The organism is Streptomyces sp. JL2001, assembly GCF_050917515.1.
GTDB lineage: Bacteria > Actinomycetota > Actinomycetes > Streptomycetales > Streptomycetaceae > Streptomyces.
Map to the genome: position 1 here is coordinate 3,027,422 of NZ_CP169421.1, position 21,838 is coordinate 3,049,259.

Consider the following 21,838-nt stretch of genomic DNA (forward strand, 5'->3'; position numbering starts at 1 on the left):
GAACCCGGGCCGTCCATCGGGTTTGCGCAGCGCCGGTACGCACCAGCGCCCGTCCGCGTACTCTGTCCCCCACCAACCGACCACCGGACGAGAGATCCCCACAGCCATGCCCACATCTCAGGACATGACGACTGAGCTTGACCCCGGTCTCCTCGATGCCCTCCAGCACCAGGTGGCCGTCTTCGCCCGCCGGGCCGAACAGACCCGGCTGGGCGGCACCGGCCAGCTCCGCAACTCCATGGACCGCGCCGCCTACCTGCTGCTGAACCGCCTGGACCAGGAGGGTCCGATGGGCGTCAAGGCACTCGCCGCGGGCATGGGCATCGACTCGTCCACCGTCACCCGCCAGGTCGCCCCGCTCGTGGACACCGGCCTGGTCAAGCGCACCTCCCACCCGGAGGACGGGCGCGCGGTCGTGCTCCAGCTCTCCCCCCGCGGCCTGACCCGCCTGGAAGAGGTCCGCTCCTCCCGCCGCCAGCTGATGGCCGAGGTCACGGACGGCTGGACCGAGGACGAGCGCGACTCCTTCTGCACGCTGCTCACCCGCTTCAACTCGGCGCTGTCCGCGCGCCAGTCGGGTCTCCCGCCCGCCTCCGACACGGAGTCCGCCACCACCTCTTGACCTGGGGCGCGCCCTGTCCTCATATGAGGACGTGGCAGATCGGCAGGAGGGTCACAGAGGCGAACAGCACCGTCGCACCCGGCAGTTCGAGGCATTCGTCGCGGGAGCCGCGGGGCGGCTGCTGCATGCCGCGACCCTGCTCACCGCCGAGACCCGCACCCGCAACCCGTACGCCCAGGCCCTGCTGACCGCGTCCCTGGCGCACACCTACGCCCAGTGGGACCGGATGCGCGGCGAGGACCCCTACGACCGCACCCGCGCCGACCTGGCCGCCCGCTTCGCCCGGGCCGCCTGGCGTCATCACCGGGGCCGGGGCGGTGTCCTGGCCGCGCTCACCCCGCAGGAACGCCTCGTCGTGGTGCTCCGCCTCTACGAGGGCGTGGCCGAGGAACAGACGGCGGCGCTGCTCGGACTGCCGGAGGAACGGGTCCGGGCCGTCTGCGCCCGCTCCGTCTCCGCGCTGCGCGCCGGGACCGGGAGGATCGCGTCATGACCCGGCACGAACAGAAGGAGGACGAGGTCCGGCGGATGCTGGAGACCCCGCACCCGCAGGTCCCCGGCGACCTGGCGGCGCAGGCCGTCGAGCGCGGGACCCGGCTGCTGCGCCGGGACCGGGCGGTACGCCGGACCCTGTGGGCGCTGCTGGCCGCGGCCGTCGTCGTGTTCGTGGTGTGGGCCTCGGTCGTACGGCCCTGGGAGGTCCCGCCCGCAGGGACGACACCGCCCCTCGAAGGCTGGTGACGCCCACTCCCCGGCCGCGGGCGGTCGCGTACGGGGGACGGACCAACGGACCCGTACAGGGACCGTCGCGTTCGCGCACGGGCCGTCCGGGGACGGGCGCCGGCGCCGGAAGCGCGCGGTGCGCGGCCCGGAACCCCTCGACGGGGGTCCCGCACCGCGCACCGTGACGCGCGTGCCCCGGACAGCGCCCCGGGGCCGGGTCGGCTAGCCCAGCGCCTGGCGCAGGTCGGCCAGCAGGTCGTCGACGTTCTCGATGCCCACGGAGATCCGGACCAGGTCCGCCGGGACCTCCAGGGCGGAGCCCGCCACGCTCGCGTGGGTCATCCGGCCCGGGTGCTCGATCAGCGACTCGACGCCGCCCAGGGACTCGCCCAGGGTGAAGAGCTCGGCGCGGTTGCAGACCTCGACGGCCGCCTCCTCGCCGCCCTCGACGCGGAACGACACCATGCCGCCGAACGCCTTCATCTGCTTGGCGGCGATCTCGTGCCCCGGGTGCTCGGGCAGCCCCGGGTAGAGGACCTGGGTGACCTTCGGGTGCTGGACCAGCATCTCGACGATCTTGCCGGCGTTCTCGCTGTGCCGGTCCATGCGGACGGCGAGCGTCTTGATGCCGCGGAGCACGATCCACGAGTCGAAGGGACCGGCGACCGCGCCCATCGCGTTCTGGTGGTAGGCCAGTTCCTCGCCGAGCGCCTCGTCCGCCGTCACCAGCGCGCCGCCGACGACGTCCGAGTGCCCGCCCATGTACTTGGTCAGCGAGTGGACGACCACGTCGGCGCCGAGCGAGAGCGGCTGCTGGAGGTACGGGCTCGCGAAGGTGTTGTCGACGACCAGCTTCGCGCCGGCCGTGCGGGCCACGTCCGCGACCGCGGCGATGTCGGTGATGCCGAGCAGCGGGTTGGACGGGGTCTCGACCCAGATCACCTTCGTGCGGTCGTTGACCGCCGAACGCACCGACTCCAGGTCGGAGGTGTCCGCCACGGAGAAGTCCACGCCCCAGCGCTGCACGACCTTGGCGAACAGCCGGAAGGTGCCGCCGTAGGCGTCGTTCGGGATGACCACGTGGTCGCCGGGGGCCAGCAGCGTGCGCAGCAGGCAGTCCTCGGCGGCGAGACCGGAGGCGAAGGCGAGACCGCGCCGGCCGCCCTCCAGGGCCGCCAGGTTCTCCTCCAGCGCGGTACGGGTCGGGTTGGCGCTGCGGCTGTACTCGTAGCCGCCGCGGAGCCCACCGACGCCGTCCTGCTTGTAGGTGGACACCTGGTAGATGGGCGGCACGACCGCGCCGGTCAGCGGGTCGGCGGTGTTGCCCGCATGGATGGCGCGGGTCTCGAAGCTCTGATGGGAGTGCTGGTCGCTCATGAGGCAGGAGCGTAGTCCTGCGGACGGCCCCGCGCCGCACGCGTCTCACCCGGTGTCTCACCCTCCGTACCGCGGGGCGCGTCCCGCACGGCGGCGGCCTCCCGGGGCACGGGCTCCCACGGGACGTACGGGACAATGGGACGTATGGAGATTCTCTGGTTCCTGCTCGCGATGGGCCTGCTGTTCGCGGTCGTCGCCCCGTACGTGAGGCGCCGGCGCGGCGCCGGCATCCGGCAGGTGGCCCCCGGCTCACCGGACGCCGCGGACCCGGCGGCGTACGGCTTCGTCCTCCAGGAGGAGCAGGACGTACGGATGCCCGGCCCGGACCACGACCTCCTCGACGTCCTCGACGTGGTGCAGGCGACCCGGGACTGGCGGGCGGCCTCGCAGCTCCTCGCCGGCACCGAGAAGGAGGGCGAGGTCCGCTGGCAGCGGATCCAGGCCTTCGCCGGCGCGGCCTCGCTGGAACTCCAGCAGCAGCCCGGTGTCGGCGGCGCCTGGCTGCGGGCCTGGCGCGCCGAGGCGCCCAAGGACGCGGGCGGCGCGGCCGTGCACGCCGAGTTCCTGGTGCAGCAGGCGTGGCGCTCGTCCACGACGGGCAGCGACGAGTTCCGGATCATCCTCGAAGAGGCCCGCAAGGTCTGCGAGGAGGCGGCTCTGCTCGCCCCCGGCGACCCGGTGCCGTACATCGTCGAACTCGCGGTCGCGCGCGGTCTGGGCGACAGCCACGAACAGTTCGACCGGATCTGGGCCAAGATCATCGACCGGGCTCCGCAGCACATGGGCGCGCACCTGGCGGCACTGCACTACTGGTGCGAGAAGTGGCACGGTTCGCGCGCCGACGCGGACCGTTTCGCCACCACCGCCGCCGCACGCGCGCCGCAGGGTTCGCTGCTCGCCGCGCTGCCGCTGTTCGCGGTGTACGAGCACCTTCCCGAGATCGCGCTCGTCCAGGACTTCTACCGGACCGCGGTGGTCTCCAAGGCGATGGACGGCGCCCTGTACGCGGTCCACTCGGCCCGCCCGGACGACCCGATGCTCGCCCACGTCCGCCACCTGCTGGTCCTCTTCCTGATCCGCGCGGAGCGGTGGACGGAGGCGATGCGTCAGCTGGTGCACGTGGACGGCCACGTGGGTGCGCTGCCGTGGACGATGAGCGGGGACCCGGCGGCGGAGTACACGGTGTACCGGAACCTCGCGGTGGCGGCCTTCGAGGCGAACGGCGGCAGCCCGGCGACGCTCGCGCACTGACCGCGCGCCGACCGCGCGGGGACGGGGGCCGGGAGGGGAATCCCTCCCGGCCCCCGCGCGTTGTGGAGAGGGCCGACCGTCGAGGAGATGCTTCATGTTCCTGTCACGCACCCCCGTCCTCCCCACGCCCGAGCAGGCGCTGAAGGGCCGCCCGACGCCCGAGTTCGCCGTTCCGGAACGCCACACCGTCCTCGGCAACCCGCTGCTCGGCCCGTACCCCGAGGGGTTCGAGGTCGCGGACTTCGGGCTGGGCTGTTTCTGGGGCGCCGAGCGCAAGTTCTGGCAGACCGAGGGCGTCTGGACGACCCTGGTGGGCTACCAGGGCGGCCTGACGCCGAACCCGGTCTACGAGGAGGTCTGCTCGGGCCTCACCGGCCACACCGAGGCCGTCCGCGTCGTCTTCGACCCGGCCAAGGTGTCGTACGAGCGGCTGCTGAAGCTGTTCTGGGAGTCGCACGACCCGACCCAGGGCTTCCGCCAGGGCAACGACGTGGGCACCCAGTACCGCTCGGCGGTCTACACCCACTCCCCCGCCCAGGCGGAGGCGGCCGAGGCCTCCCGGGCCACGTACCAGAAGGTGCTGACCGGGTCGGGCCACGGCACGATCACCACGGAGATCCTCCCGGTCGAGGGACGCACCTTCTTCCCCGCCGAGGGATATCACCAGCAGTATCTGGACAAGAACCCGGCCGGCTACTGCGGCATCGGCGGTACGGGCGTCTCCTGCCCGATCGGCGTCGCCGAGGCTCCCGGGGTCGCGTAACTCCGGGCGGGCGGGGCGCGTCGCCCCGGGAGGCCGGACCCCCGGCAGCACGTCATCGCACGAGGACCCGCCCGGCTCGGAAGCCGGGCGGGTCCTCGTCGTCCGTCCCCTCGGCCGCTCAGCGGTTCCGGGCCTCGCGCAGGCCGCGCGCGGTGGCGGCGGCCTCGTAGCCGGGGGCGACCCCGTCGATCAGGAGCACGTCGCCCGGGATGTGCCGGGTGCGCAGCGGGATCAGCTCCCGGTAGGCCGGGGAGTCGTACCAGGCGCGCGCCCGGTCCATGGACGGGAAGCCGATGACGACGACGGCTCCGGGCCACTGCCCCTCGCGCACCTCGCGCTCGGGCGCGCCGTGGACCAGGAAGCGCCCGTCGTAGGGGTCCAGGGTCTCCTGGATCCGCTCCATGTAGGTGAGGACCTCGTCGTCGAGGACGGGACCGGGGTGCAGGTTGCCTATCGCGTATGCGGTCATGACCCCAGCGTGCCGGGGCACGGCCCGGGGGTCGATTACCCCGCGGGTCATGCCCCGGCGTCCGGCGTCCGGCGTCCCGGTTCGGCCGTCCGGTCGGATCGTCCGGTCGTCCGGTCGTCCGGTCAGATCGTCGACGCGTCGATGACGAAGCGGTAGCGGACGTCGCTGGCGAGCACCCGCTCGTACGCCTCGTTCACCTGGTCCGCGCGGATCAGCTCGATCTCTGCGCCCAGCCCGTGCTCGGCGCAGAAGTCGAGCATCTCCTGGGTCTCGGCGATACCGCCGATCATCGAGCCGGCCAGCGTCTTGCGGCCTCCGATGAGGGAGAAGAGGTTGAGCGAGACGGGCTCCTCGGGGGCGCCGACGTTGACCAGCGCGCCGTCGGTCTTCACCAGGCTCAGGTAGGCCCCGAAGTCGAGCGGCGCCGAGACCGTCGAGACGATCAGGTCGAAGGAGCCGGCGAGCGCGGTGAAGGTCTCCGGGTCGCTGGTGGCGTGGTAGTGGTCGGCGCCGAGCTTGAGGCCGTCCTCCTGCTTCTTCAGGGACTGGCTGAGCACGGTCACCTCCGCGCCCAGGGCGTGGGCGATCTTGACGCCCATGTGTCCCAGACCGCCGAGGCCGACGATCGCGACCTTCTTGCCGGGGCCCGCGTTCCAGTGCTTGAGCGGGGAGTACAGCGTGATGCCGGCGCAGAGCAGCGGGGCGGCCTCGTCGAGGGCGAGCCCCTCCGGGATCCGCAGGGTGAAGTGCTCGTCGACGACGATGTGGGTGGAGTAGCCGCCGTAGGTCGGCTCGCCGTTCTTGTCGAGGGCGTTGTACGTGCCGGTGCCGCCCTTGAGGCAGAACTGCTCCTGGCCGCGCAGGCAGGACTCGCACTCCCGGCAGGAGTCGACGAAGCAGCCGACGCCGACGCGGTCGCCGACCTGGTGCCGGGTGACCCCCGGGCCGACCTCGGTGACGATTCCGGCGATCTCGTGACCGGGCACCATCGGGAAGATGCCCTCGCCCCAGCCGTCACGGGCCTGGTGGATGTCGGAGTGGCAGATGCCGGCGTACTTGATCTCGATGAGGACGTCGTGCTCGCCGACCGCGCGGCGCGGCACGGTGGTGCGCTCCAGCGGTGCGTGGGCGGCGGGTGCGGCGTAGGCGGAAACGTTCGTGGTCATGGCGTCCAGCCTGCCCGAAGGCCGCCGGGTCACCCAGGCCCCTGTCCTGCCTATGTCCACCGTGCCTACCACTGGCAGGGACAGGAACATCCGTCCGTCCGGTCGTACGACCTGGGATAATCGGTCCGCATGGACCTCAGTGCCGAACTCAGCGAATTCCTGCGCTCGCGCCGGGCCCGGCTGAAGCCCGAGGACGTGGGCCTGCCCTCGTTCGGGCGTCATCGGCGGGTCCCCGGGCTGCGCCGCGAGGAGCTGGCGCAGCTGGCGGGGGTGTCCGTGGCCTACTACACCCGGCTCGAACAGGGCAACGGCCGCAACGTGTCACTGGAGGTGCTGGACTCGATCGCGCGGGCGCTGCGGCTGAGCGAAACGGAGCGGGCCCATCTGACGCACCTGGCGAAGCCGACCACGAAGAAGAAGCAGCGGGCGTCGATCACGCGGCCGCAGCAGGTGCGGCCGGGACTGCAGCACCTGATCGACGCGATGGACACGGTGCCCGCGTTCGTGCTGGGGCGGCGGGGCGACATCCTGGCGTGGAACCGGATGGCCCGGGCGCTGCTCGGGGACCTCGCGGCGATGGATCCGCAGGAGCGGAACATGGCGCGGATGGTTTTCCTCGACCCCAACACACGCGATCTCTACCTCGACTGGGAGTGCAAGGCGACCGAGGTGGTGAGCGTGCTCCGGCTGTACGCGGGCTGCTACCCGGACGACCAGCAGCTGCTCGCCCTGGTCGGCGAACTGTCGGTCAGGAGCGAGGAGTTCCGCTCGTTGTGGGCGGCACACACGGTGACCGACAAGGGGCACGGGACCAAGCGGCTGCGGCATCCGCTGGTGGGCGAGATGACGCTGGGCTACGAGACGATGAAGGTGTCCGGCGGGGATCCGGACCTGGTCCTCGTGACGTACCAGGCGGAGCCGGGCACGGCCTCGGCGGACGCGCTGCGGCTGCCCGCCCACTGGGGCGTGGAGGAAGTCGTACGGTGACGCACGACGGCGGCCCCCCTCGGACATCGAGGGGGGCCGCCGTCGTGTGCGGGTGGCGCGCCGTCAGGGGTGGCGCCGCGGTCCGGTCAGACGGCCGAGCCGGCCTTCCAGGCCGACCAGCTCAGGTTCCAGCCGTTGAGGCCGTTGTCGGGCGCGATCGTCTTGTCCTTGGAGTTCTTGACGATGACGACGTCGCCGACGAGGGAGTGGTCGTAGAGCCAGGCGGCCATCTGGTTCGGGTCGCCGGCGCCCTTGACGTCGTTCAGGCCCACGCAGCCGTGGCTGGTGTTGACGTTGCCGAAGACCGAGTCGGAGCCCCAGTAGTTGCCGTGGATGAACGTGCCCGAGGTGGACAGCCGCATGGCGTGCGGGACGTCCTTGATGTCGTACTCGCCCTTGCCGTCGTCGTCCGTGAAGCCGACGGTGGCGCCGTTCATCCGGGTCTCCTTGAACTTCTCGGAGATCACCATCTGACCGTTGTAGGTCGGGTTCTCCGGGGAGCCGGCGGAGATCGGGATCGTCTTGATCGTCTTGCCGTCCTGCTTCACCGTCATGGTCTTGGTGGCGACGTCGACGGTGGAGACCTGGTTGCGGCCGATCTTGAAGGTGACGGTCTTCTGCTGGACGCCGAAGACGCCGTCGGCGCCCTCGACGCCGTCGAGCTCCAGCTTCAGCGTGACGGTCGAGCCCTCGGTCCAGTACGTCTCGGGCCGGAAGTCCAGGCGCTGGGAGTTGAACCAGTGGCCGACGACCTCCTGGCCGCTGCTGGAGGTCACCTTGATGCCGCCCTGGACGGCCTGCTTCTTGGTGATCGCCTTGTTGAAGCTGATCGAGACCGGCATGCCCACGCCGACGGTCGAACCGTCCTCGGGGGTGAAGTTGCCGATGAAGCTGTTGGCCGCGGAGACGGTGGTGAAGGAGGAGTTCTCGTGCGCCTCCAGGCCGTCCGCGTCCTTGGCGGTCGCGGCGATCTTGTAGACCGTGGCGCGGTCGAGGCGCTCGGTGGGCGCCCAGCTGAGCTTGTCGGCCGAGATCTCGCCCTGGACGCTCTTGCCGTCCTGGGTGGTCATGGTCACCTCGGTCAGGGTGCCGTCGGTGACGGTGACCTTGGTGTCCTTGTTGATCGACGCGTTGGTGGCGCCGTTCTTGGGCGAGATGGCTATCTGGGCCTTGGACGTCTTCTGCGCCGCGGCCTCGTCGACCTGAGCCTGTGACTGTGGCGTCTTGGCGCCGGCGCCGTCCTTGTCGCCCCCACCGCACGCCGAGAGCACCAACACGCCACCGAGCACCGCGGCCGCGGCCGCCAGGCTCTTGCGGCGGCGCCTGCTGTCCGTCATCACACGCTTCTCCATCGTCGCCGGTTCCCCTGCCAACTTCTCAACTCAACAAGAACAACTCTGCCGGGTCCGCGGTTCCGGAACCGACCCCTATGTGGGCAACGCCACTGATCGACACGCACACGCGGAGCGTCCGGTTCCCGCTCCTGCCCCGCTCTGCGGCCGTCATTCCCCCCGTACGCCCCCGGGCACGGAAGAGCCCCGGGACGCGTCACCTGTGACGACGCGGGCCCCGGGGCTCGGGAGGCGGCCTGCCGCCCCCTCCTACTCCGGTTCCTCGTCGTCGGTGTCCGCCTCATCTTCCTCGTCGAGGTCCCACTCCTGTGCATCGGGGTCGAAGTCGACCTCCTCGCTGCTCCAGGACGCCTGGACGAGTTCGATCCCCGGCACCTCCTTGACCAGGTCGAAGGGCTCGACGAGGTAGGCCAGGGCCTCGGCGCTGTCCTCGTGGACCGCGGACCGGGCGTGGACCCGCTCGTCCTCGGGCAGGAACTCGTCGGCGTCGATCCGGCCGACCGCGGCGCGGGTCAGCTCCTCGGGGTCGTCGATCTCCAGGACGACTTCCACCCGGAGCCGCACAAAGCGTGATGTCTCGGAAGTGCTCATACGACGGAGCGTAGGCTCCGCGGGGGTCTCGGCTTTCCTGCGACCCGCTGTGTTCATTAGCATCGGCGCACACACCAATTCGCGGTTGCCGCAAGGGGGATCGAAATCTGTGTCCGTCGCACGCCGCCCGCTGCTGACCGCCACCGCTGCCGGAACGCTGCTGTGTGCCCTGTGGTTCGTGCCGTCCGCGAACGCCACCGATGAACAGCGGCCGAACGGCCCGCGGACGTCCCTGACCCAGGAGGGCGGGACGGACGCCGGGACCGGCGGGGACCGCCTGGCGGACACCGGCGCCGGCCTGGACACCACGCCGTACCTGATCGGTGCGACGGGCTTCCTCGGGGTCGGCGCGGGGTTCGTGACGCTGGCGATGAGACGCGGCGGCCGGGCCTCCTGACGCGACGGGGAGCGGCCCGCGGTCACCCCCCGCCGGACGACTCCCCCACCCTGCGGCGAAGGGCCGCCCCCGTGACGGGGGCGGCCCTTCGTGCCGTCCCGGGCGCGGAGGGCCCGGGACGCGCGGTCAGGCGAGCGGGCCGGTGACCGGCTCGACGGCGGCGACGAGCGCGCCCTCGCGGACGAAGGCGTCGGCGGCCTCCAGGTCGGGGGCCAGGAAGCGGTCCGGGCCCGGGCCCTGGACGCCGGCCTCGCGCAGCGCGGTGATGGCGGCCTGCGAGGCGGGGGCCGGGGTCAGGCCGCGGCGGAGCTCGATGCCGCGGGTGGCGGCGTACAGCTCGACGGCGATGATCCGGTTGAGGTTGCCGATCGCGGTGCGCAGCTTGCGGGCGGCGGACCAGCCCATCGAGACGTGGTCCTCCTGCATGGCGGAGGACGGGATCGAGTCGGCGGAGGCCGGGACGGCGAGCCGCTTCATCTCGCTGACCAGGGCGGCCTGGGTGTACTGGGCGATCATCAGGCCCGAGTCCACGCCGGCGTCGTCGGCGAGGAACGGCGGCAGCCCGTGGGAGCGGTTCTTGTCGAGGAGCCGGTCGGTGCGGCGCTCGGCGATGGAGCCGAGGTCGGCGGCGGCGATGGCCAGGAAGTCCAGGACGTAGGCGACGGGCGCGCCGTGGAAGTTGCCGTTGGAGGCGACCCGGCCGTCGGGGAGCACCACCGGGTTGTCGACGGCGGCGGCCAGCTCGCGCTCGGCGACCAGGCGGGCGTGGGCCATGGTGTCGCGGCCGGCGCCGGCGACCTGGGGGGCGCAGCGGACGGAGTAGGCGTCCTGGACGCGGGGGGCCTCCTCCTCCTGGAAGTGGCCGGTGAGCCCGGAGTCCTTGAGGACGGCGAGCATGTTGGCGGCGGAGGCGCCCTGGCCCGGGTGGGGGCGGATGGCGTGCAGCTCGGGTTCGAGGACCTTCTCGGTGCCGAGGAGGGCTTCGAGGGAGAGCGCCGCGGTGATGTCGGCGGACTTGTACAGGTTGTCGAGGTCGGCGAGGGCCATGACCAGCATGCCGAGCATGCCGTCGGTGCCGTTGAGGAGGGCGAGGCCCTCCTTCTCGCGCAGCTCGACGGGCTCGATGCCGGCGGCGGCCAGCAGCTCGCCGGCGGGCCGGACGGTGCCGTCCGGGCCTTCCGCGTCGCCCTCGCCCATCAGCGCGAGCGCGCAGTGGGAGAGCGGGGCGAGGTCGCCGGAGCAGCCGAGGGAGCCGTACTCGTGGACCACCGGGGTGATGCCGGCGTTGAGGAGGTCGGCCATGGTCTGGGCGACCTCGGGGCGGACGCCGGTGTGCCCGGAGGCGAGGGTCTTGAGCCGCAGGAACATCAGCGCGCGGACGACCTCGCGCTCGACGCGGGGGCCCATGCCCGCCGCGTGCGAGCGGACGATGTTGCGCTGGAGCTGGGCGCGCAGCTCGGGGCTGATGTGCCGGGTGGCGAGCGCGCCGAATCCGGTCGAGACGCCGTAGACGGGCTCGGGCTTGGCGGCGAGGGCGTCTACGACGGCCCGCGCGGCGGCCAGGGCCTGCACGGCCTCGGGCGACAGCTCGACGCGGGCGCCGTGCCGGGCGACGTCGACGACGTCCTGCGCGGTGGTGCCGGACGTCCCCAGAACGACGGTGTGCATATCCATATTCAGCAGCCTACGGACTGAATCCCAACGTGTCACTAGGGGGCGGCCGGACGGGCCGGCAGGGCCACGCAGCGCCCCGGCGGCGGGCGCCCGCCGCCGGGGGTCCGCCGGCCCCTCACCGAGGCGGCGCGTCGCGGAAGCGCCGGCGGTCCCGGCCGCCGGGGGGCGCGTCCGCGAGCTGGATGACCGTGCCGTCCCGGCCCGCCACCACCGGTTTCGCCGACCTCGCCGCCTTGGCCTGGTACTGCGCCGCGTCCGCCAGGCGGAAGAGCCGGCGCGCCGACTTCAGCGGCCCGATCGGGTCGCCGGTGGACGCGACCCCGCAGGCCACGCCCTCGCCGAGCTCCAGCTCCCCGGCCCGTACGCAGAGCTCGTCGGCGACCGCCACCACCTCGTCGGCGGTCGGCCCGACCGAGAGCAGGCAGAACTCGTCCCCGCCGAGCCGCGCCGAGAGCGCTCCGGGGAGCATCGCGCCGCAGCGCGAGAGCACCGAGCCGAACCGTTCCAGCAGCCGGTCGCCGACGGCGTGACCGTGGGTGTCGTTCACCCGCTTCAGGCCGTTGAGGTCACAGACCACCAGGCTCACCACGGATCCGTCCACGCGGTAGCGCTCGATGGCCTCGTCGAGCCGGGTGTCGACCGCCCGCCGGTTGGCGAGGCCGGTCAGGGGATCCGTGAAGGCCAGCTTGCGCACCTCCTCCAGGCGCTCCGCCTGGGCGATGCCCGCCGCCACGACGGCCGCGAGGACGGCCGCGAAGTCCGCGTCGTCGCGACCGAAGACAGGTGCCCCGGTCGGCCGGGCCACGTAGAGCTCGCCCCAGGCGCGCCCGTGGAGCACGATCGGCGCGACCACGCAGCAGCCGCGGCCGCGCCGGCGGAGGCCGGCGACGCGGCCGGTGGAGACGGGGTCGTCCGCGGTCTCCACCCAGGCGTCCGGCTCGCCGCCGCCGGCCCAGCGCTCGTGCAGGAACTCCGTGATCTCGGGGAACTGGTGCACGGGGTAGGTCTCGGCGTCGGGGAACTCCTCCTCCCCGGGCGCCCGCTCCCCCGCGTTCACCAGCACCCTGAGGCGTCCGCGGTCACGCTCCCAGACCGACAGGGCGGCGAAGGCTCCGTCGAGAGCCCGGCAGGCGCCGAGCGCCGCCGCCCGCCAGAACTCGCGTGGTGTGTGGGCCGCCGCCATCGCCTGCGCCAGCGCCACCACGGCCCGAAGCCGCGCATCCTCTCCCATTCCTCCAGCTTAGGGAGGTTTGGTCCATTTTCACTGGTGAGGCATCACGGAAAGTGACATGACCGGACATATGGGCGAATTCCCAAGGCGCCCTCGGTGGCGCGCCCGGGCACCCTCGGACGGCGCCCCTACGGGGTCCCGGGCGCGGCCCGGTCACTCACCGGGCCACTCGGGCTTCCGCTTCTCGTTGAAGGCCGCGACACCCTCCGCCCGGTCCCCGGAGAAGGCCACCGCACGCCAGGCCGCGTCCTCGACCTCCAGGCCCGCCCGCAGGTCCAGGCCCTGGCCGAGACGCATGGCCCGCTTCGCTGCGCGCAGGCCGACGGGCGAGTTCGCCGCGATGCGCCCGGCGAGCTCCAGCGCGGCCGTCCGGGCGTCCTCCTCCAGGAGGTCGACCAGCCCGAGGGCGTGCGCCTCGGCGGCCTCGACCCGGCGGGCCGTGAAGACCAGCTCGGCCGCGCGGGCGGCGCCCACCCGGCGCGGCAGCAGCTGCGTGCCGCCACCGCCCGGGATCACGCCCACGGAGACCTCGGGCAGACCGACCACGGCCGTGGCGTCGGCCACGATCACGTCGCAGGCGAGCGCCAGCTCGAAACCGCCGCCGAGCGCGAAGCCGTGCACCGCGGCGATCGTCGGCATCGGCAGCTCCAGGACGCCGGTGTAGCCGGCGCGCGAGGTGGGGCGCTGGCGGAGCATGTCGGCGTCGGTGAAGGAGTTGCGCTCCTTGAGGTCGGCACCGACGCAGAACGCCCGGTCGTTGGACGAGGTCAGCACGGTCACCCGGACCGACGCGTCCTCCGCGAGCGCCGCGCAGGCGGCGGTGATGGAGCGGGCCATCTCCAGGGAGACCGCGTTCATCGCCTTGGGCCGGTCGAGGACGAACTCCGCGACGTGCCCCTGCCTGCGTACCGCCACGAACTCGCCAAAGCGCTGCTCGGCCTGCTCGGTCATGATCGCTCCCTCCCGGTTAACGAGTGTTCACCGGGGATCCTAGGCGGTGTCCCGCCGATCGCGCCGGGGCCCGGTCCGACCGGGCCGGATACCGCGCACGGCGGCCCGGACGGGAAGGGCTCAGGACGGCAGGCGGCCCCGCCGAGGGGCGTCGGCGCGCCGGCTCGGGGCGGTCGGCGCCGTGGCCGAGTACGGCCGTCGGCGCCGGCTCAGGACGGCCGGCGGCTGAGCTGCCAGGGCTCCACGACCCCGAGACCACGCACCGGCCGCTGCCACATCGGCTGCAGCGCGAAGCGGTAGGTGGGCGGTTCCTCGCCCTCCTTCTCGGCCCGGGCGGCCTCCTCGGCGGCCCCGGTCTCGGAGACCGGGGCGTCCCCGGTCCGGGTGAGCTCCTCGGCGAGCGCGCCGTCGACCAGCACGGCGTCCTTGGGCGCTATCGACGTGAGCCGGCTGGCCAGGTTCACGGTCGTGCCGAAGACGTCGCCCATCCGCGTCGTCACGGTGCCGAAGGCGATGCCGACGCGGAGGGAGGGCATGGTGTCGTCGTGGCCGAGCGTCTCGATCAGCCGCAGGGCGATCTCGGCGGCGGTGCCGGCGTCGTCGGCGCAGTACAGCACCTCGTCACCGAGCGTCTTGATCAGGCGTCCGCCGTGCGCGGCGACCAGGTCGGCGCAGGTGGTCTCGAAGGCCTCGACCAGCTCGCCGAGCTCCTCCTCCTCCAGGCGGCGGGTCAGCCGGGTGAAGCCGACGAGGTCGGCGAAGCCCACGGCGAGCCGGCGGTCGACCATCTCCTCGTCGTCCGCGGCCTGCACGACCCGGCCGGTGGCGGCGGCGAGCTGCCGGCGCCAGACGTAGATGAGGAACTCCTCCAGCTCCGGCAGGAGCAGCTCGACCAGGGGGTACGTGACCTCGGTCCGGGTCATGCCGGGCTCGGGCGGCTCGGTCAGGCCCTCCAGGAACGAGTCGATCTGCCATTCGGCCAGCCGGGCGGTGGTCTGCCCGGTGGACCGGGCGACTTGCACGGCCATCGGCTCGCTCAGCAGCCCGGCCTCGACGAGGCCGGCCAGCCGCCGCAGGGCGAGCACGTCGGCCTCGGTGAGGGCCTTGGCCTGTCCGATGTCGGCGAAGCCCATGGCCCGCCAGAATCGGGAGGCCAGCTCCATGGAGACGCCGGCCGTGCGGGCGGCCTGGAAGGGGGTGTAGCGCCGGTCGGCGCCGAGGATCAGCTGTTCGAGGCGGATCGCCAGGGGGTCGTCGCTCGGCTCGGCGGTGTGGTCGACGACATGGTGAGGAGTGGGGTACGTGGGTGGCTCGACCGTGCCGCCGTCGCCCGCGTCGTCGACGGTCACCGGCCGCCTCCTGCCCGTTCCCTGCCCACTGCCCTGCCGATCTGTCGCCTGGATCGCGCTCCACGATACGACAGGTGTGTGCTGGCTCACGCCCGAACCGTCCCCGGACGTCGCATCCTGGCGTCGGGGACACGTGTTCCACGGAAGCGGACACCCGTCCCCGACGTCCTGCCGGGAGGCTACGACTCCGCGCGGACGTGCACGATGTCGCCGGCGGAGACGGCTTCCGTTCCGCCGCCCTCCGTGGCCACCACCAGACGGCCGTCGCCGTCCAGCGTCACCGCCTCCCCTTCCAGCATCCGCTCTCCGGGCAGCTCCGCGCGAACGCGGCGGCCCAGGGTCGCGCAGCCCGCGGTGTACGCGGCCTGGAGTCCGGAGGCGACCGGGTCGCCGCCGGCCCGCACCCACTGGCCGTACCACTGCTCCAGGGACCGGAGGACGGCCCTCAGCAGCGGGTCACGGTCCGTGGAGACGGCGTCCGCCAGCAGCAGCGAGCCGGCGGCGGGTACCGGGAGTTCGGCCTCACTCAGGGTGACGTTGATGCCGAGGCCGACGACGATCCCGTCCTCGCCGGCCCGCTCGGCGAGGATCCCGCCGGCCTTGCGCTCCTCGCCTCCGACGGAAATCAGCAGGTCGTTCGGCCATTTGAGGGAGATGTCCACGCCGGCCGCCTTCGTGAGCCCGGTCGCCGCCGCCACGCCGGTGAGCAGCGGCAGCCAGCCCCAGCGGTGCACCGGCACCGCGGGCTTGAGCAGGACGGAGACGAAGATCCCGGACCGCGCGGGGGCGACCCAGCTGCGGTCGAGCCGGCCGCGCCCGGAGGACTGCTCCTCGGCGACGAGCACCGCGCCTTCGGGGAGGTCACCGGCGCGGGCCGCGAGGTCGGAGTTGGTGGAGCCGGTCGTGGGGACCACGTCGAGAGAGGTCCACAGACCGTCGGGGGTCACGAGCGCGCGGCGCAGGGCTGCGGCGTTGAGCGGGGGCCTGTCCAGGTCGGACCAGGGCCCTCCTGAGCCATGAGAGGACGTCATGCAAGTCAGCCTAGGTGTGGCAAACACCGCAGTGCCGAACCGTATCGGCGTCGATACGCTACGGGTCAGTAGGCAGGCAGTAGCCCATTGGTAGTCAACGAACCCCCCGTGACCAGGCAGGGAGCCGCATCCCGATGTCCGAGTCGGTACAGCCACAAGAAATCGACATTCACACGACCGCGGGCAAGATCGCGGATCTGCAGCGCCGTATTGACGAGGCGACCCATGCCGGTTCCGAGCGCGCCGTGGAGAAGCAGCACGCGAAGGGCAAGCTGACTGCGCGTGAGCGGATCGCCCTGCTGCTCGACGAGGGCTCCTTCGTCGAGCTCGACGAGCTGGCCCGGCACCGCTCGACCAACTTCGGCCTGGAGAAGAACCGTCCGTACGGCGACGGTGTCGTCACCGGCTACGGCACGGTCGACGGCCGCCCCGTCGCCGTCTTCTCGCAGGACTTCACGGTCTTCGGCGGCGCCCTCGGCGAGACCTTCGGCCAGAAGATCATCAAGGTGATGGACTTCGCGCTGAAGACCGGTTGTCCGGTCATCGGCATCAACGACTCCGGCGGCGCGCGCATCCAGGAGGGTGTCAACGCGCTGGGCATGTACGGCGAGATCTTCCGCCGCAACACCCACGCCTCGGGCGTCATCCCGCAGATCTCGCTGGTCGTCGGCCCGTGCGCGGGCGGCGCGGTCTACTCCCCCGCGATCACCGACTTCACGGTGATGGTGGACCAGACCTCGCACATGTTCATCACCGGTCCCGACGTCATCAAGACGGTGACCGGCGAGGACGTCGGCTTCGAGGAGCTGGGCGGCGCGCGGACGCACAACACCACGTCCGGGGTCGCCCACCACATGGCGGGCGACGAGAAGGACGCGATCGAGTACGTCAAGTCGCTGCTGTCGTACCTTCCTTCGAACAACCTGTCCGAGCCGCCCGCGTTCCCCGAGGTCGCCGACACCGAGGTGACGGACGAGGACCGCGAGCTGGACGTCCTGATCCCGGACTCAGCGAACCAGCCGTACGACATGCACACGGTCATCGAGCACGTCGTCGACGACGGCGAGTTCCTGGAGACCCAGGCGATGTTCGCCCCGAACATCCTCACCGGCTTCGGCCGGGTCGAGGGCTTCCCGGTCGGCGTCGTCGCCAACCAGCCGATGCAGTTCGCCGGCTGCCTGGACATCGACGCGAGCGAGAAGGCCGCGCGTTTCGTCCGCACCTGCGACGCCTTCAACATCCCGGTGCTGACCTTCGTCGACGTGCCCGGCTTCCTGCCGGGCGTCGACCAGGAGTACGGCGGCATCATCCGCCGCGGCGCCAAGCTGATCTACGCCTACGCCGAGGCGACCGTCCCGCTCATCACGGTCATCACGCGCAAGGCCTTCGGCGGCGCCTACGACGTCATGGGCTCCAAGCACCTGGGCGCCGACCTCAACCTGGCGTGGCCCACCGCGCAGATCGCGGTCATGGGCGCGCAGGGCGCGGTCAACATCCTGCACCGCAGGACCATCGCCGCCGCGGACGACCAGGACGCCGAGCGCGCCCGGCTCATCCAGGAGTACGAGGACACCCTGCTCAACCCGTACACGGCGGCCGAGCGCGGCTACATCGACGGCGTGGTCATGCCGTCGGACACCCGCCCGCAGATCGTGAAGGGCTTGCGTCAGCTGCGCTCGAAGCGGGAAAGCCTGCCTCCGAAGAAGCACGGCAACATCCCTCTCTAGGCCTGCAGGAGGGTCGCCATGATCAAGGTCGTACGAGGAAACCCGACCCCGGAGGAGCTGGCCGCCGCCCTGGCGGTGGTCCAGGCCCGGGCCGCGGCGACGGCGGCGGCGTCCGCCGCCGGCAGCGGCCCGGAGGTCCCCGAGGGCTGGTCCGACCCGTCGCGGATCGCCCGCGGGGTGCGCCACCGGCCCGGGCCGCGCTCCTGGGCGCGGTCCTACTGGCCCGCGTAGCGGACGAGAAGACGAACGAGCGGGAGGGAAGGCCGGACCCCATGTGCGGGGGGTCCGGCCTTCTCGTCGTCCCGGGTCACGCGCGGCGCAGGAAGAACCCGGCCAGGACCGCGCCGGTGAGCACGATCGCCGCGTTGACCAGGACCGCGAGGCCGATGCCGTCGAGAACCGTGGTCGAGGTGACGACGACGGCGCTCATGATCGGCGTGCCCATGGTGATGCCGATCTGCTGGGTCATGGTGGCCAGGCCGGTCGCCATGCCCTGCTCGGAGTCCGGCAGCCCCGAGGTGGCCGTGACCATGAAGCCGACGATGGCGAGCATGTTGCCGACCCCGCCGAGGAAGGTGGCGGTGAGCAGCAGCCAGAGCCCGCTCCGGTCGTCGCCGAGGGCGTAGAGGGCGACGGTCGCGGCGGCCTGGAGGAGTCCGCCGGCGACGAGGGCCGTACGGGCGCCGTGGCGGCCGATGAAGCGCGGCGCGAGGACTCCGCCGACGATGGTTCCCGCGCCCAGGACGCCGAAGGAGAGCCCGGCGGCGAGCGGCGAGAAGCCGAGGACGTCCTGGAGGTAGAGCGTCATCAGGAAGACCAGCGAGGTCTCGGTGACGAAGGCGACGAGCCCGGCGAGGTTGCCCCAGACGACCGTGCGGCGCCCCAGGATGCGCAGGGGCACGAGCGGGGAGGCGGCGCGCTTCTCGACGGCCCGGAAGGCGGTCAGCAGCACGGCGCCGGCACCGAGGGCGGTCAGGGCGACGGGGTCGGTCCAGCCGCGCTCGCCGGCCGCGGTGAGGCCGGAGACGAGGGCGAGCAGGCCGCCGGTGACGGTGATCGCGCCGGGGACGTCGAGCCGCGGCCGGACCTGGGGACGGCTCTCCCGGAGGACGGCGGGGGCGACGAGGAGGACGGCGAGCGCGACCGGCACGTTGATGAAGAAGGCCCAGCGCCAGGAGAGCAGATCGGTCAGGACGCCGCCGAGGACGGCGCCGGTGGTGAACCCGGCCGACATCAGGGCGCCGTTGAGCCCCAGCGCCTTGTCGCGCAGCGGGCCCTCGGGGAAGGACGAGGTGAGCAGGGACAGGCCGGCCGGGGTGACCGCGGCGGTGGCCAGGCCCTGGGCGACCCGGGCGGCCATGAGCATCTCGGGGCCGGTGGCCAGGCCGCCCACCAGGGAGGAGAGGCCGAGGACGCTCATGCCGCCGAGGAAGAGCCGGCGGCGGCCGACGATGTCGGCGACGCGCCCGAACAGCAGGGTGAATCCGGCGGCCGCGAGGGCGAAGGCGGTGGCGATCCACTGCAGGTGGGCGAGGGAGAAGCCGAGTCCTTCGCCGATGACGGGCAAGGCGACGTTCAGGATCGAGAAGTCGACGGCCAGCATGAACTGGGCGACGAGCAGGACGAGGAGGACGAGCCGCATCCGCCCGTCCATGCGGGTGGACGCGGGTGCGGCGCTGACATCGAGGGCAACCATCGGCGGGACCCCTTAATGGGATTCTGGTTCCGTTAGGATGTCCAGGACCGTAGCAGACTGGAGAGCATTAATGGAACAGGAGACCCGTTTGAGCGAGAGCCGACCGGCCGTGCCCGGCACCGTGCGCCCCGGCGGCCGCACCGCGAAGGTGCGGCAGGCCGTACTCGAAGCCACCGAGGACGCCCTGGCCGCCGCGGGCTTCCACGCGCTGAACATGGACCACATCGCCGCCAGCGCCGGCGTCGGCAAGACCACCGTCTACCGGCGCTGGGGCTCGCCCGTCGGGCTCGTCACGGACCTGCTGCGCGACATGGCGGACCGCTCCCTGCCCGCCTCGGACACCGGCAGCCTGGCCGGGGACCTGCGGGCCAACGCCACGCTCGTGCTCAGGACGCTCACCGACAGCCGGATGGGCGCGGTCTTCCGCGCCGTCATCGCGGCGGCCGCCTGCGACGAGGAGTGCGCCGCGGCACTGAACGGCTTCTACCGGGCCCGCCTGGAGGAATGGGCCCCGGTCGCCGGCCGGGGCGCCGCGCGCGGCGAGATCTCCCCGGACACGGACGGCACGGAGCTGCTGCGCGCGGTCTCGGCCCCGCTCTACTACCGCTTCATGATCACGCGCGAGCCGCTGGGCCCGGCGGACGCGGAACGGGCGGTGGCGGCCGCCCTGGCGGCGGCGGAGGCCGGGGCGTTCGCCGCGCACTGACCGGCGGCGGGGGACGGGGCGGCCGGCCGGGCAGCGGCGAACCGGCGGCCCGCGGGCGCGGAAATGGTCCGTCGGCACCGGCGCGCCTGAGTACGGGTACTCAGGCGCGCCCGCCCTCGCGCGCGCAGGATCGACCTCATGCTGTGGTCCGACCCGGAGAACGAGCCGCCGAAGGAGATGCGGGACATGCAGGCGATGCTCCGGCGCGCCTCCATCCTGCTGGCGCTGGCGATGCTGGTCGCCATGCTCGCGGCCGGCCTGCACTGACACGCGCGCCGCGTCCCGGCCCGCCCGGACACGCGCCGCGCCCCCGCCCGCACGGACACGCGCCGCGTCCCGGCCCGGCCGGACACGCCCCGCACCGGGGGCCCGTACTGGCTACGCTGCCCCCATGACTGCTGATCGCCGCCGTGTCGTGCTCGCCTCCGCCTCCCCCGCCCGTCTCGGACTGCTGCGGCAGGCCGGACTCGCCCCCGAGGTCATCGTGAGCGGCGTCGACGAGGACAAGGTGCACGCCCCCACCCCGGCCGAACTCGCACTCTCGCTCGCCGAGGCCAAGGCCGCCCACGTGGCCGCCCGCCCGGAGGCCTTCGGCGCCCTCGTCATCGGCTGCGACTCGGTCCTCGAACTGGACAAGCAGGCCCTCGGCAAGCCCGCGGACGCCGAGGAGGCGACGGCCCGCTGGCACGCGATGCGCGGCCGGGTGGGCATCCTGCAGACGGGGCACTGCGTCTACGACACCGCCGCCAAGCGCTACGAGTCGGCGACCGCCTCGACCGTCGTCCGCTTCGGCGATCCGACGGACGCCGAGATCGCGGCCTACGTGGCCAGCGGCGAGCCGCTGCACGTGGCGGGCGCGTTCACCCTCGACGGACGCTCGGCGCCGTTCATCCAGGGGATCGACGGGGACCCGGGCAACGTGATCGGCCTGTCCCTGCCCCTGCTGCGCACCCTGCTCGGGAAGCTGGGCGTCTCCATCACCGACCTCTGGGAGTGACGGGCGGTCCCCGCCGGAGGCCGGGCCCGGCCGGGACTCCGCCGCGCCCGGAGGGACCTACGCGGGCGTCGGCGACGCCCCGGGCTCCCGCTCCGGCGCCTCGGTGTCCTTCCCGTAGGCCACCAGGGTCAGCACGATCAGCCCGAGCACGAGCACCATGAACGCGAACGCGCCCCACCCGATCAGACCCACCGTCACGGCGCCGAGCACACCGTGCACGACCGCGCAGCCGACGAGCAGGATCCGGCCCGCCCGGCCGGGACGCCGGTCCCGTACGCCCGCGAGCAGGGCGACGAGCGCGCACAGGGCGAGCAGGACGCCCGAGACGATGCCGAGCGCCCACGTGCCGGTGACCATCGCGTCCGGGTCCATCCCGTCCAGGGACATGGACTGGACCTCCAGGAAGCGCGCCATGACCGCGTTGAGGGCGACGATGCCGGGTGCCTCCAGAAGGAGCACCGCCGCCGTCACGAGTGCTATCGGTCTCCGGGCCACCTGGGCCACCCCCTGTTGACGGCTGTTACCTGCAGTACGGACGACAGCGCGAAGGCTACTGACTGGTAAACCCGGGGACAAGGGTTCGTGCGGCGGAACGGAACGGCAAAGAATCACTAGGCCATTCGTAGGGACTCCACAAAGAAACCCGTTCGGCGACTGGCTCCAGGAACAGAGACCTGCGCCACACCTCGGAGCTACTGTGCCGTAAAGGAACCCTGCGTACCGTGGTACGACAAGGGATTTCACGACCCGAGCAGGCCTCGTATCACGCTCCGTGTGG

Annotated in this window: 24 protein-coding genes; 12 read left to right on the forward strand and 12 right to left on the reverse strand. The window is 72.6% G+C overall.

Annotated elements, in window-relative coordinates; translation table 11 throughout:
• The first annotated feature begins 106 nt into the window (after positions 1-106).
• The 3 genes from ACE1OA_RS13195 to ACE1OA_RS13205 are packed head-to-tail and all read left to right on the forward strand — an operon-like array spanning position 107 to position 1,363.
• On the forward strand, positions 107-622 hold the full coding sequence (locus tag ACE1OA_RS13195; RefSeq protein ID WP_147980945.1) for a MarR family winged helix-turn-helix transcriptional regulator: 516 nt from the start codon (positions 107-109) through the stop codon (positions 620-622).
• 31 nt (positions 623-653) lie between these two features.
• Positions 654-1,115 carry a sigma factor-like helix-turn-helix DNA-binding protein gene (locus ACE1OA_RS13200; RefSeq protein ID WP_356599285.1) on the forward strand — a complete coding sequence of 154 codons (462 nt, stop codon included), beginning with the start codon at positions 654-656 and terminating at the stop codon, positions 1,113-1,115.
• On the forward strand, positions 1,112-1,363 hold the full coding sequence (locus ACE1OA_RS13205; RefSeq protein WP_432752822.1) for a hypothetical protein: 252 nt from the start codon (positions 1,112-1,114) through the stop codon (positions 1,361-1,363). Before ACE1OA_RS13200 ends, ACE1OA_RS13205 begins: the two co-directional genes overlap by 4 nt.
• 204 nt (positions 1,364-1,567) lie before the next feature.
• On the opposite strand, the gene ACE1OA_RS13210 is transcribed toward ACE1OA_RS13205, so the two are convergent.
• Entirely contained in the window at positions 1,568-2,722 is a 1,155-nt protein-coding gene (locus tag ACE1OA_RS13210) for a cystathionine gamma-synthase (protein ID WP_356599289.1), read from the reverse strand.
• A 144-nt stretch (positions 2,723-2,866) separates the two neighbouring features.
• On the opposite strand from ACE1OA_RS13210, the gene ACE1OA_RS13215 reads away from it, so the two are divergent.
• Both ACE1OA_RS13215 and msrA read left to right on the forward strand, forming a co-directional pair.
• A complete protein-coding gene (locus ACE1OA_RS13215) occupies positions 2,867-3,973 on the forward strand; it encodes a hypothetical protein (protein ID WP_356599291.1) in 1,107 nt (368 codons plus the stop codon).
• A gap of 94 nt (positions 3,974-4,067) precedes the next feature.
• A complete protein-coding gene (gene msrA, locus ACE1OA_RS13220) occupies positions 4,068-4,736 on the forward strand; it encodes a peptide-methionine (S)-S-oxide reductase MsrA (protein WP_356599293.1) in 669 nt (222 codons plus the stop codon).
• A 118-nt stretch (positions 4,737-4,854) separates the two neighbouring features.
• Here msrA and ACE1OA_RS13225 read toward each other — a convergent pair whose 3' ends face one another.
• Both ACE1OA_RS13225 and ACE1OA_RS13230 read right to left on the reverse strand, forming a co-directional pair.
• Positions 4,855-5,205, reverse strand: coding sequence for a DUF1330 domain-containing protein (locus tag ACE1OA_RS13225; RefSeq protein WP_432752823.1), 351 nt, complete (start codon positions 5,203-5,205; stop codon positions 4,855-4,857).
• Positions 5,206-5,327: 122 nt separating this feature from the next.
• Positions 5,328-6,371, reverse strand: a complete 1,044-nt coding sequence (locus tag ACE1OA_RS13230; protein WP_356599297.1) for an NAD(P)-dependent alcohol dehydrogenase — start codon at positions 6,369-6,371, stop codon at positions 5,328-5,330.
• Between the two features lie 129 nt (positions 6,372-6,500).
• Here ACE1OA_RS13230 and ACE1OA_RS13235 point away from each other — a divergent pair, with 129 nt between their 5' ends.
• Complete coding sequence (locus tag ACE1OA_RS13235) at positions 6,501-7,358, forward strand: helix-turn-helix domain-containing protein (protein ID WP_432752824.1); 858 nt, start codon at positions 6,501-6,503, stop codon at positions 7,356-7,358.
• Between the two features lie 86 nt (positions 7,359-7,444).
• Here the strand turns inward: ACE1OA_RS13235 and ACE1OA_RS13240 are convergent, their stop codons facing one another.
• The gene (locus tag ACE1OA_RS13240) at positions 7,445-8,710 is read right to left on the reverse strand and encodes a L,D-transpeptidase (RefSeq protein WP_356599301.1); all 1,266 of its coding nucleotides are present in this window, start codon (positions 8,708-8,710) and stop codon (positions 7,445-7,447) included.
• Positions 8,711-8,959: 249 nt separating this feature from the next.
• A complete protein-coding gene (locus tag ACE1OA_RS13245; RefSeq protein ID WP_356599303.1) occupies positions 8,960-9,301 on the reverse strand; it encodes a hypothetical protein in 342 nt (113 codons plus the stop codon).
• A gap of 109 nt (positions 9,302-9,410) precedes the next feature.
• Here ACE1OA_RS13245 and ACE1OA_RS13250 point away from each other — a divergent pair, with 109 nt between their 5' ends.
• The gene (locus ACE1OA_RS13250; protein WP_356599305.1) at positions 9,411-9,698 is read left to right on the forward strand and encodes a hypothetical protein; all 288 of its coding nucleotides are present in this window, start codon (positions 9,411-9,413) and stop codon (positions 9,696-9,698) included.
• 126 nt (positions 9,699-9,824) lie between these two features.
• Here ACE1OA_RS13250 and hutH read toward each other — a convergent pair whose 3' ends face one another.
• The 5 genes from hutH to ACE1OA_RS13275 all read right to left on the reverse strand — a co-directional run bounded on the left by hutH (position 9,825) and on the right by ACE1OA_RS13275 (position 15,934).
• Positions 9,825-11,366, reverse strand: coding sequence for a histidine ammonia-lyase (hutH, locus tag ACE1OA_RS13255; protein ID WP_147981332.1), 1,542 nt, complete (start codon positions 11,364-11,366; stop codon positions 9,825-9,827).
• A 121-nt stretch (positions 11,367-11,487) separates the two neighbouring features.
• Positions 11,488-12,603, reverse strand: coding sequence for a GGDEF domain-containing protein (locus ACE1OA_RS13260; protein WP_356599307.1), 1,116 nt, complete (start codon positions 12,601-12,603; stop codon positions 11,488-11,490).
• A gap of 153 nt (positions 12,604-12,756) precedes the next feature.
• Entirely contained in the window at positions 12,757-13,554 is a 798-nt protein-coding gene (locus ACE1OA_RS13265; protein WP_356778012.1) for an enoyl-CoA hydratase/isomerase family protein, read from the reverse strand.
• 209 nt (positions 13,555-13,763) lie between these two features.
• Positions 13,764-14,903 carry an adenylate/guanylate cyclase domain-containing protein gene (locus ACE1OA_RS13270; protein ID WP_356599311.1) on the reverse strand — a complete coding sequence of 380 codons (1,140 nt, stop codon included), beginning with the start codon at positions 14,901-14,903 and terminating at the stop codon, positions 13,764-13,766.
• 179 nt (positions 14,904-15,082) lie between these two features.
• A complete protein-coding gene (locus ACE1OA_RS13275; protein ID WP_386544153.1) occupies positions 15,083-15,934 on the reverse strand; it encodes a biotin--[acetyl-CoA-carboxylase] ligase in 852 nt (283 codons plus the stop codon).
• Between the two features lie 134 nt (positions 15,935-16,068).
• Here ACE1OA_RS13275 and ACE1OA_RS13280 point away from each other — a divergent pair, with 134 nt between their 5' ends.
• Entirely contained in the window at positions 16,069-17,661 is a 1,593-nt protein-coding gene (locus ACE1OA_RS13280) for an acyl-CoA carboxylase subunit beta (protein WP_356599315.1), read from the forward strand.
• A gap of 18 nt (positions 17,662-17,679) precedes the next feature.
• Complete coding sequence (locus ACE1OA_RS13285) at positions 17,680-17,892, forward strand: acyl-CoA carboxylase subunit epsilon (protein WP_147980928.1); 213 nt, start codon at positions 17,680-17,682, stop codon at positions 17,890-17,892.
• A 76-nt stretch (positions 17,893-17,968) separates the two neighbouring features.
• Here the strand turns inward: ACE1OA_RS13285 and ACE1OA_RS13290 are convergent, their stop codons facing one another.
• On the reverse strand, positions 17,969-19,357 hold the full coding sequence (locus tag ACE1OA_RS13290; protein ID WP_432752825.1) for an MFS transporter: 1,389 nt from the start codon (positions 19,355-19,357) through the stop codon (positions 17,969-17,971).
• A 37-nt stretch (positions 19,358-19,394) separates the two neighbouring features.
• Here ACE1OA_RS13290 and ACE1OA_RS13295 point away from each other — a divergent pair, with 37 nt between their 5' ends.
• From ACE1OA_RS13295 to ACE1OA_RS13305, 3 genes are all read left to right on the forward strand, one after another.
• Positions 19,395-20,063, forward strand: a complete 669-nt coding sequence (locus tag ACE1OA_RS13295; protein ID WP_386544159.1) for a TetR/AcrR family transcriptional regulator — start codon at positions 19,395-19,397, stop codon at positions 20,061-20,063.
• A gap of 138 nt (positions 20,064-20,201) precedes the next feature.
• Positions 20,202-20,330, forward strand: a complete 129-nt coding sequence (gene mmpB / locus ACE1OA_RS13300) for a morphogenic membrane protein MmpB (protein WP_356599322.1) — start codon at positions 20,202-20,204, stop codon at positions 20,328-20,330.
• Between the two features lie 124 nt (positions 20,331-20,454).
• Positions 20,455-21,060: a Maf family protein gene (locus ACE1OA_RS13305; protein WP_356599324.1), complete on the forward strand. Its 606-nt coding sequence runs from the start codon at positions 20,455-20,457 to the stop codon at positions 21,058-21,060.
• 57 nt (positions 21,061-21,117) lie between these two features.
• Here ACE1OA_RS13305 and ACE1OA_RS13310 read toward each other — a convergent pair whose 3' ends face one another.
• Positions 21,118-21,531: a hypothetical protein gene (locus ACE1OA_RS13310; protein WP_384868301.1), complete on the reverse strand. Its 414-nt coding sequence runs from the start codon at positions 21,529-21,531 to the stop codon at positions 21,118-21,120.
• Positions 21,532-21,838 lie beyond the last annotated feature (307 nt).

Bases quoted from the DNA above. Each gene is read 5' to 3' on its own strand.
- ACE1OA_RS13265 (WP_356778012.1), bottom strand. From the start codon at position 13,554: ATGACCGAGCAGGCCGAGCAGCGCTTTGGCGAGTTCGTGGCGGTACGC.
- ACE1OA_RS13205 (WP_432752822.1), top strand. From the start codon at position 1,112: ATGACCCGGCACGAACAGAAGGAGGACGAGGTCCGGCGGATGCTGGAG.
- ACE1OA_RS13285 (WP_147980928.1), top strand. From the start codon at position 17,680: ATGATCAAGGTCGTACGAGGAAACCCGACCCCGGAGGAGCTGGCCGCC.
- ACE1OA_RS13230 (WP_356599297.1), bottom strand. From the start codon at position 6,371: ATGACCACGAACGTTTCCGCCTACGCCGCACCCGCCGCCCACGCACCG.
- hutH (WP_147981332.1), bottom strand. From the start codon at position 11,366: ATGCACACCGTCGTTCTGGGGACGTCCGGCACCACCGCGCAGGACGTC.
- ACE1OA_RS13290 (WP_432752825.1), bottom strand. From the start codon at position 19,357: ATGGTTGCCCTCGATGTCAGCGCCGCACCCGCGTCCACCCGCATGGAC.
- msrA (WP_356599293.1), top strand. From the start codon at position 4,068: ATGTTCCTGTCACGCACCCCCGTCCTCCCCACGCCCGAGCAGGCGCTG.
- ACE1OA_RS13195 (WP_147980945.1), top strand. From the start codon at position 107: ATGCCCACATCTCAGGACATGACGACTGAGCTTGACCCCGGTCTCCTC.
- ACE1OA_RS13295 (WP_386544159.1), top strand. From the start codon at position 19,395: ATGTCCAGGACCGTAGCAGACTGGAGAGCATTAATGGAACAGGAGACC.
- ACE1OA_RS13305 (WP_356599324.1), top strand. From the start codon at position 20,455: ATGACTGCTGATCGCCGCCGTGTCGTGCTCGCCTCCGCCTCCCCCGCC.
- ACE1OA_RS13235 (WP_432752824.1), top strand. From the start codon at position 6,501: ATGGACCTCAGTGCCGAACTCAGCGAATTCCTGCGCTCGCGCCGGGCC.
- ACE1OA_RS13275 (WP_386544153.1), bottom strand. From the start codon at position 15,934: ATGACGTCCTCTCATGGCTCAGGAGGGCCCTGGTCCGACCTGGACAGG.
- ACE1OA_RS13245 (WP_356599303.1), bottom strand. From the start codon at position 9,301: ATGAGCACTTCCGAGACATCACGCTTTGTGCGGCTCCGGGTGGAAGTC.
- mmpB (WP_356599322.1), top strand. From the start codon at position 20,202: ATGCTGTGGTCCGACCCGGAGAACGAGCCGCCGAAGGAGATGCGGGAC.
- ACE1OA_RS13225 (WP_432752823.1), bottom strand. From the start codon at position 5,205: ATGACCGCATACGCGATAGGCAACCTGCACCCCGGTCCCGTCCTCGAC.
- ACE1OA_RS13280 (WP_356599315.1), top strand. From the start codon at position 16,069: ATGTCCGAGTCGGTACAGCCACAAGAAATCGACATTCACACGACCGCG.
- ACE1OA_RS13260 (WP_356599307.1), bottom strand. From the start codon at position 12,603: ATGGGAGAGGATGCGCGGCTTCGGGCCGTGGTGGCGCTGGCGCAGGCG.
- ACE1OA_RS13240 (WP_356599301.1), bottom strand. From the start codon at position 8,710: ATGGAGAAGCGTGTGATGACGGACAGCAGGCGCCGCCGCAAGAGCCTG.
- ACE1OA_RS13210 (WP_356599289.1), bottom strand. From the start codon at position 2,722: ATGAGCGACCAGCACTCCCATCAGAGCTTCGAGACCCGCGCCATCCAT.
- ACE1OA_RS13215 (WP_356599291.1), top strand. From the start codon at position 2,867: ATGGAGATTCTCTGGTTCCTGCTCGCGATGGGCCTGCTGTTCGCGGTC.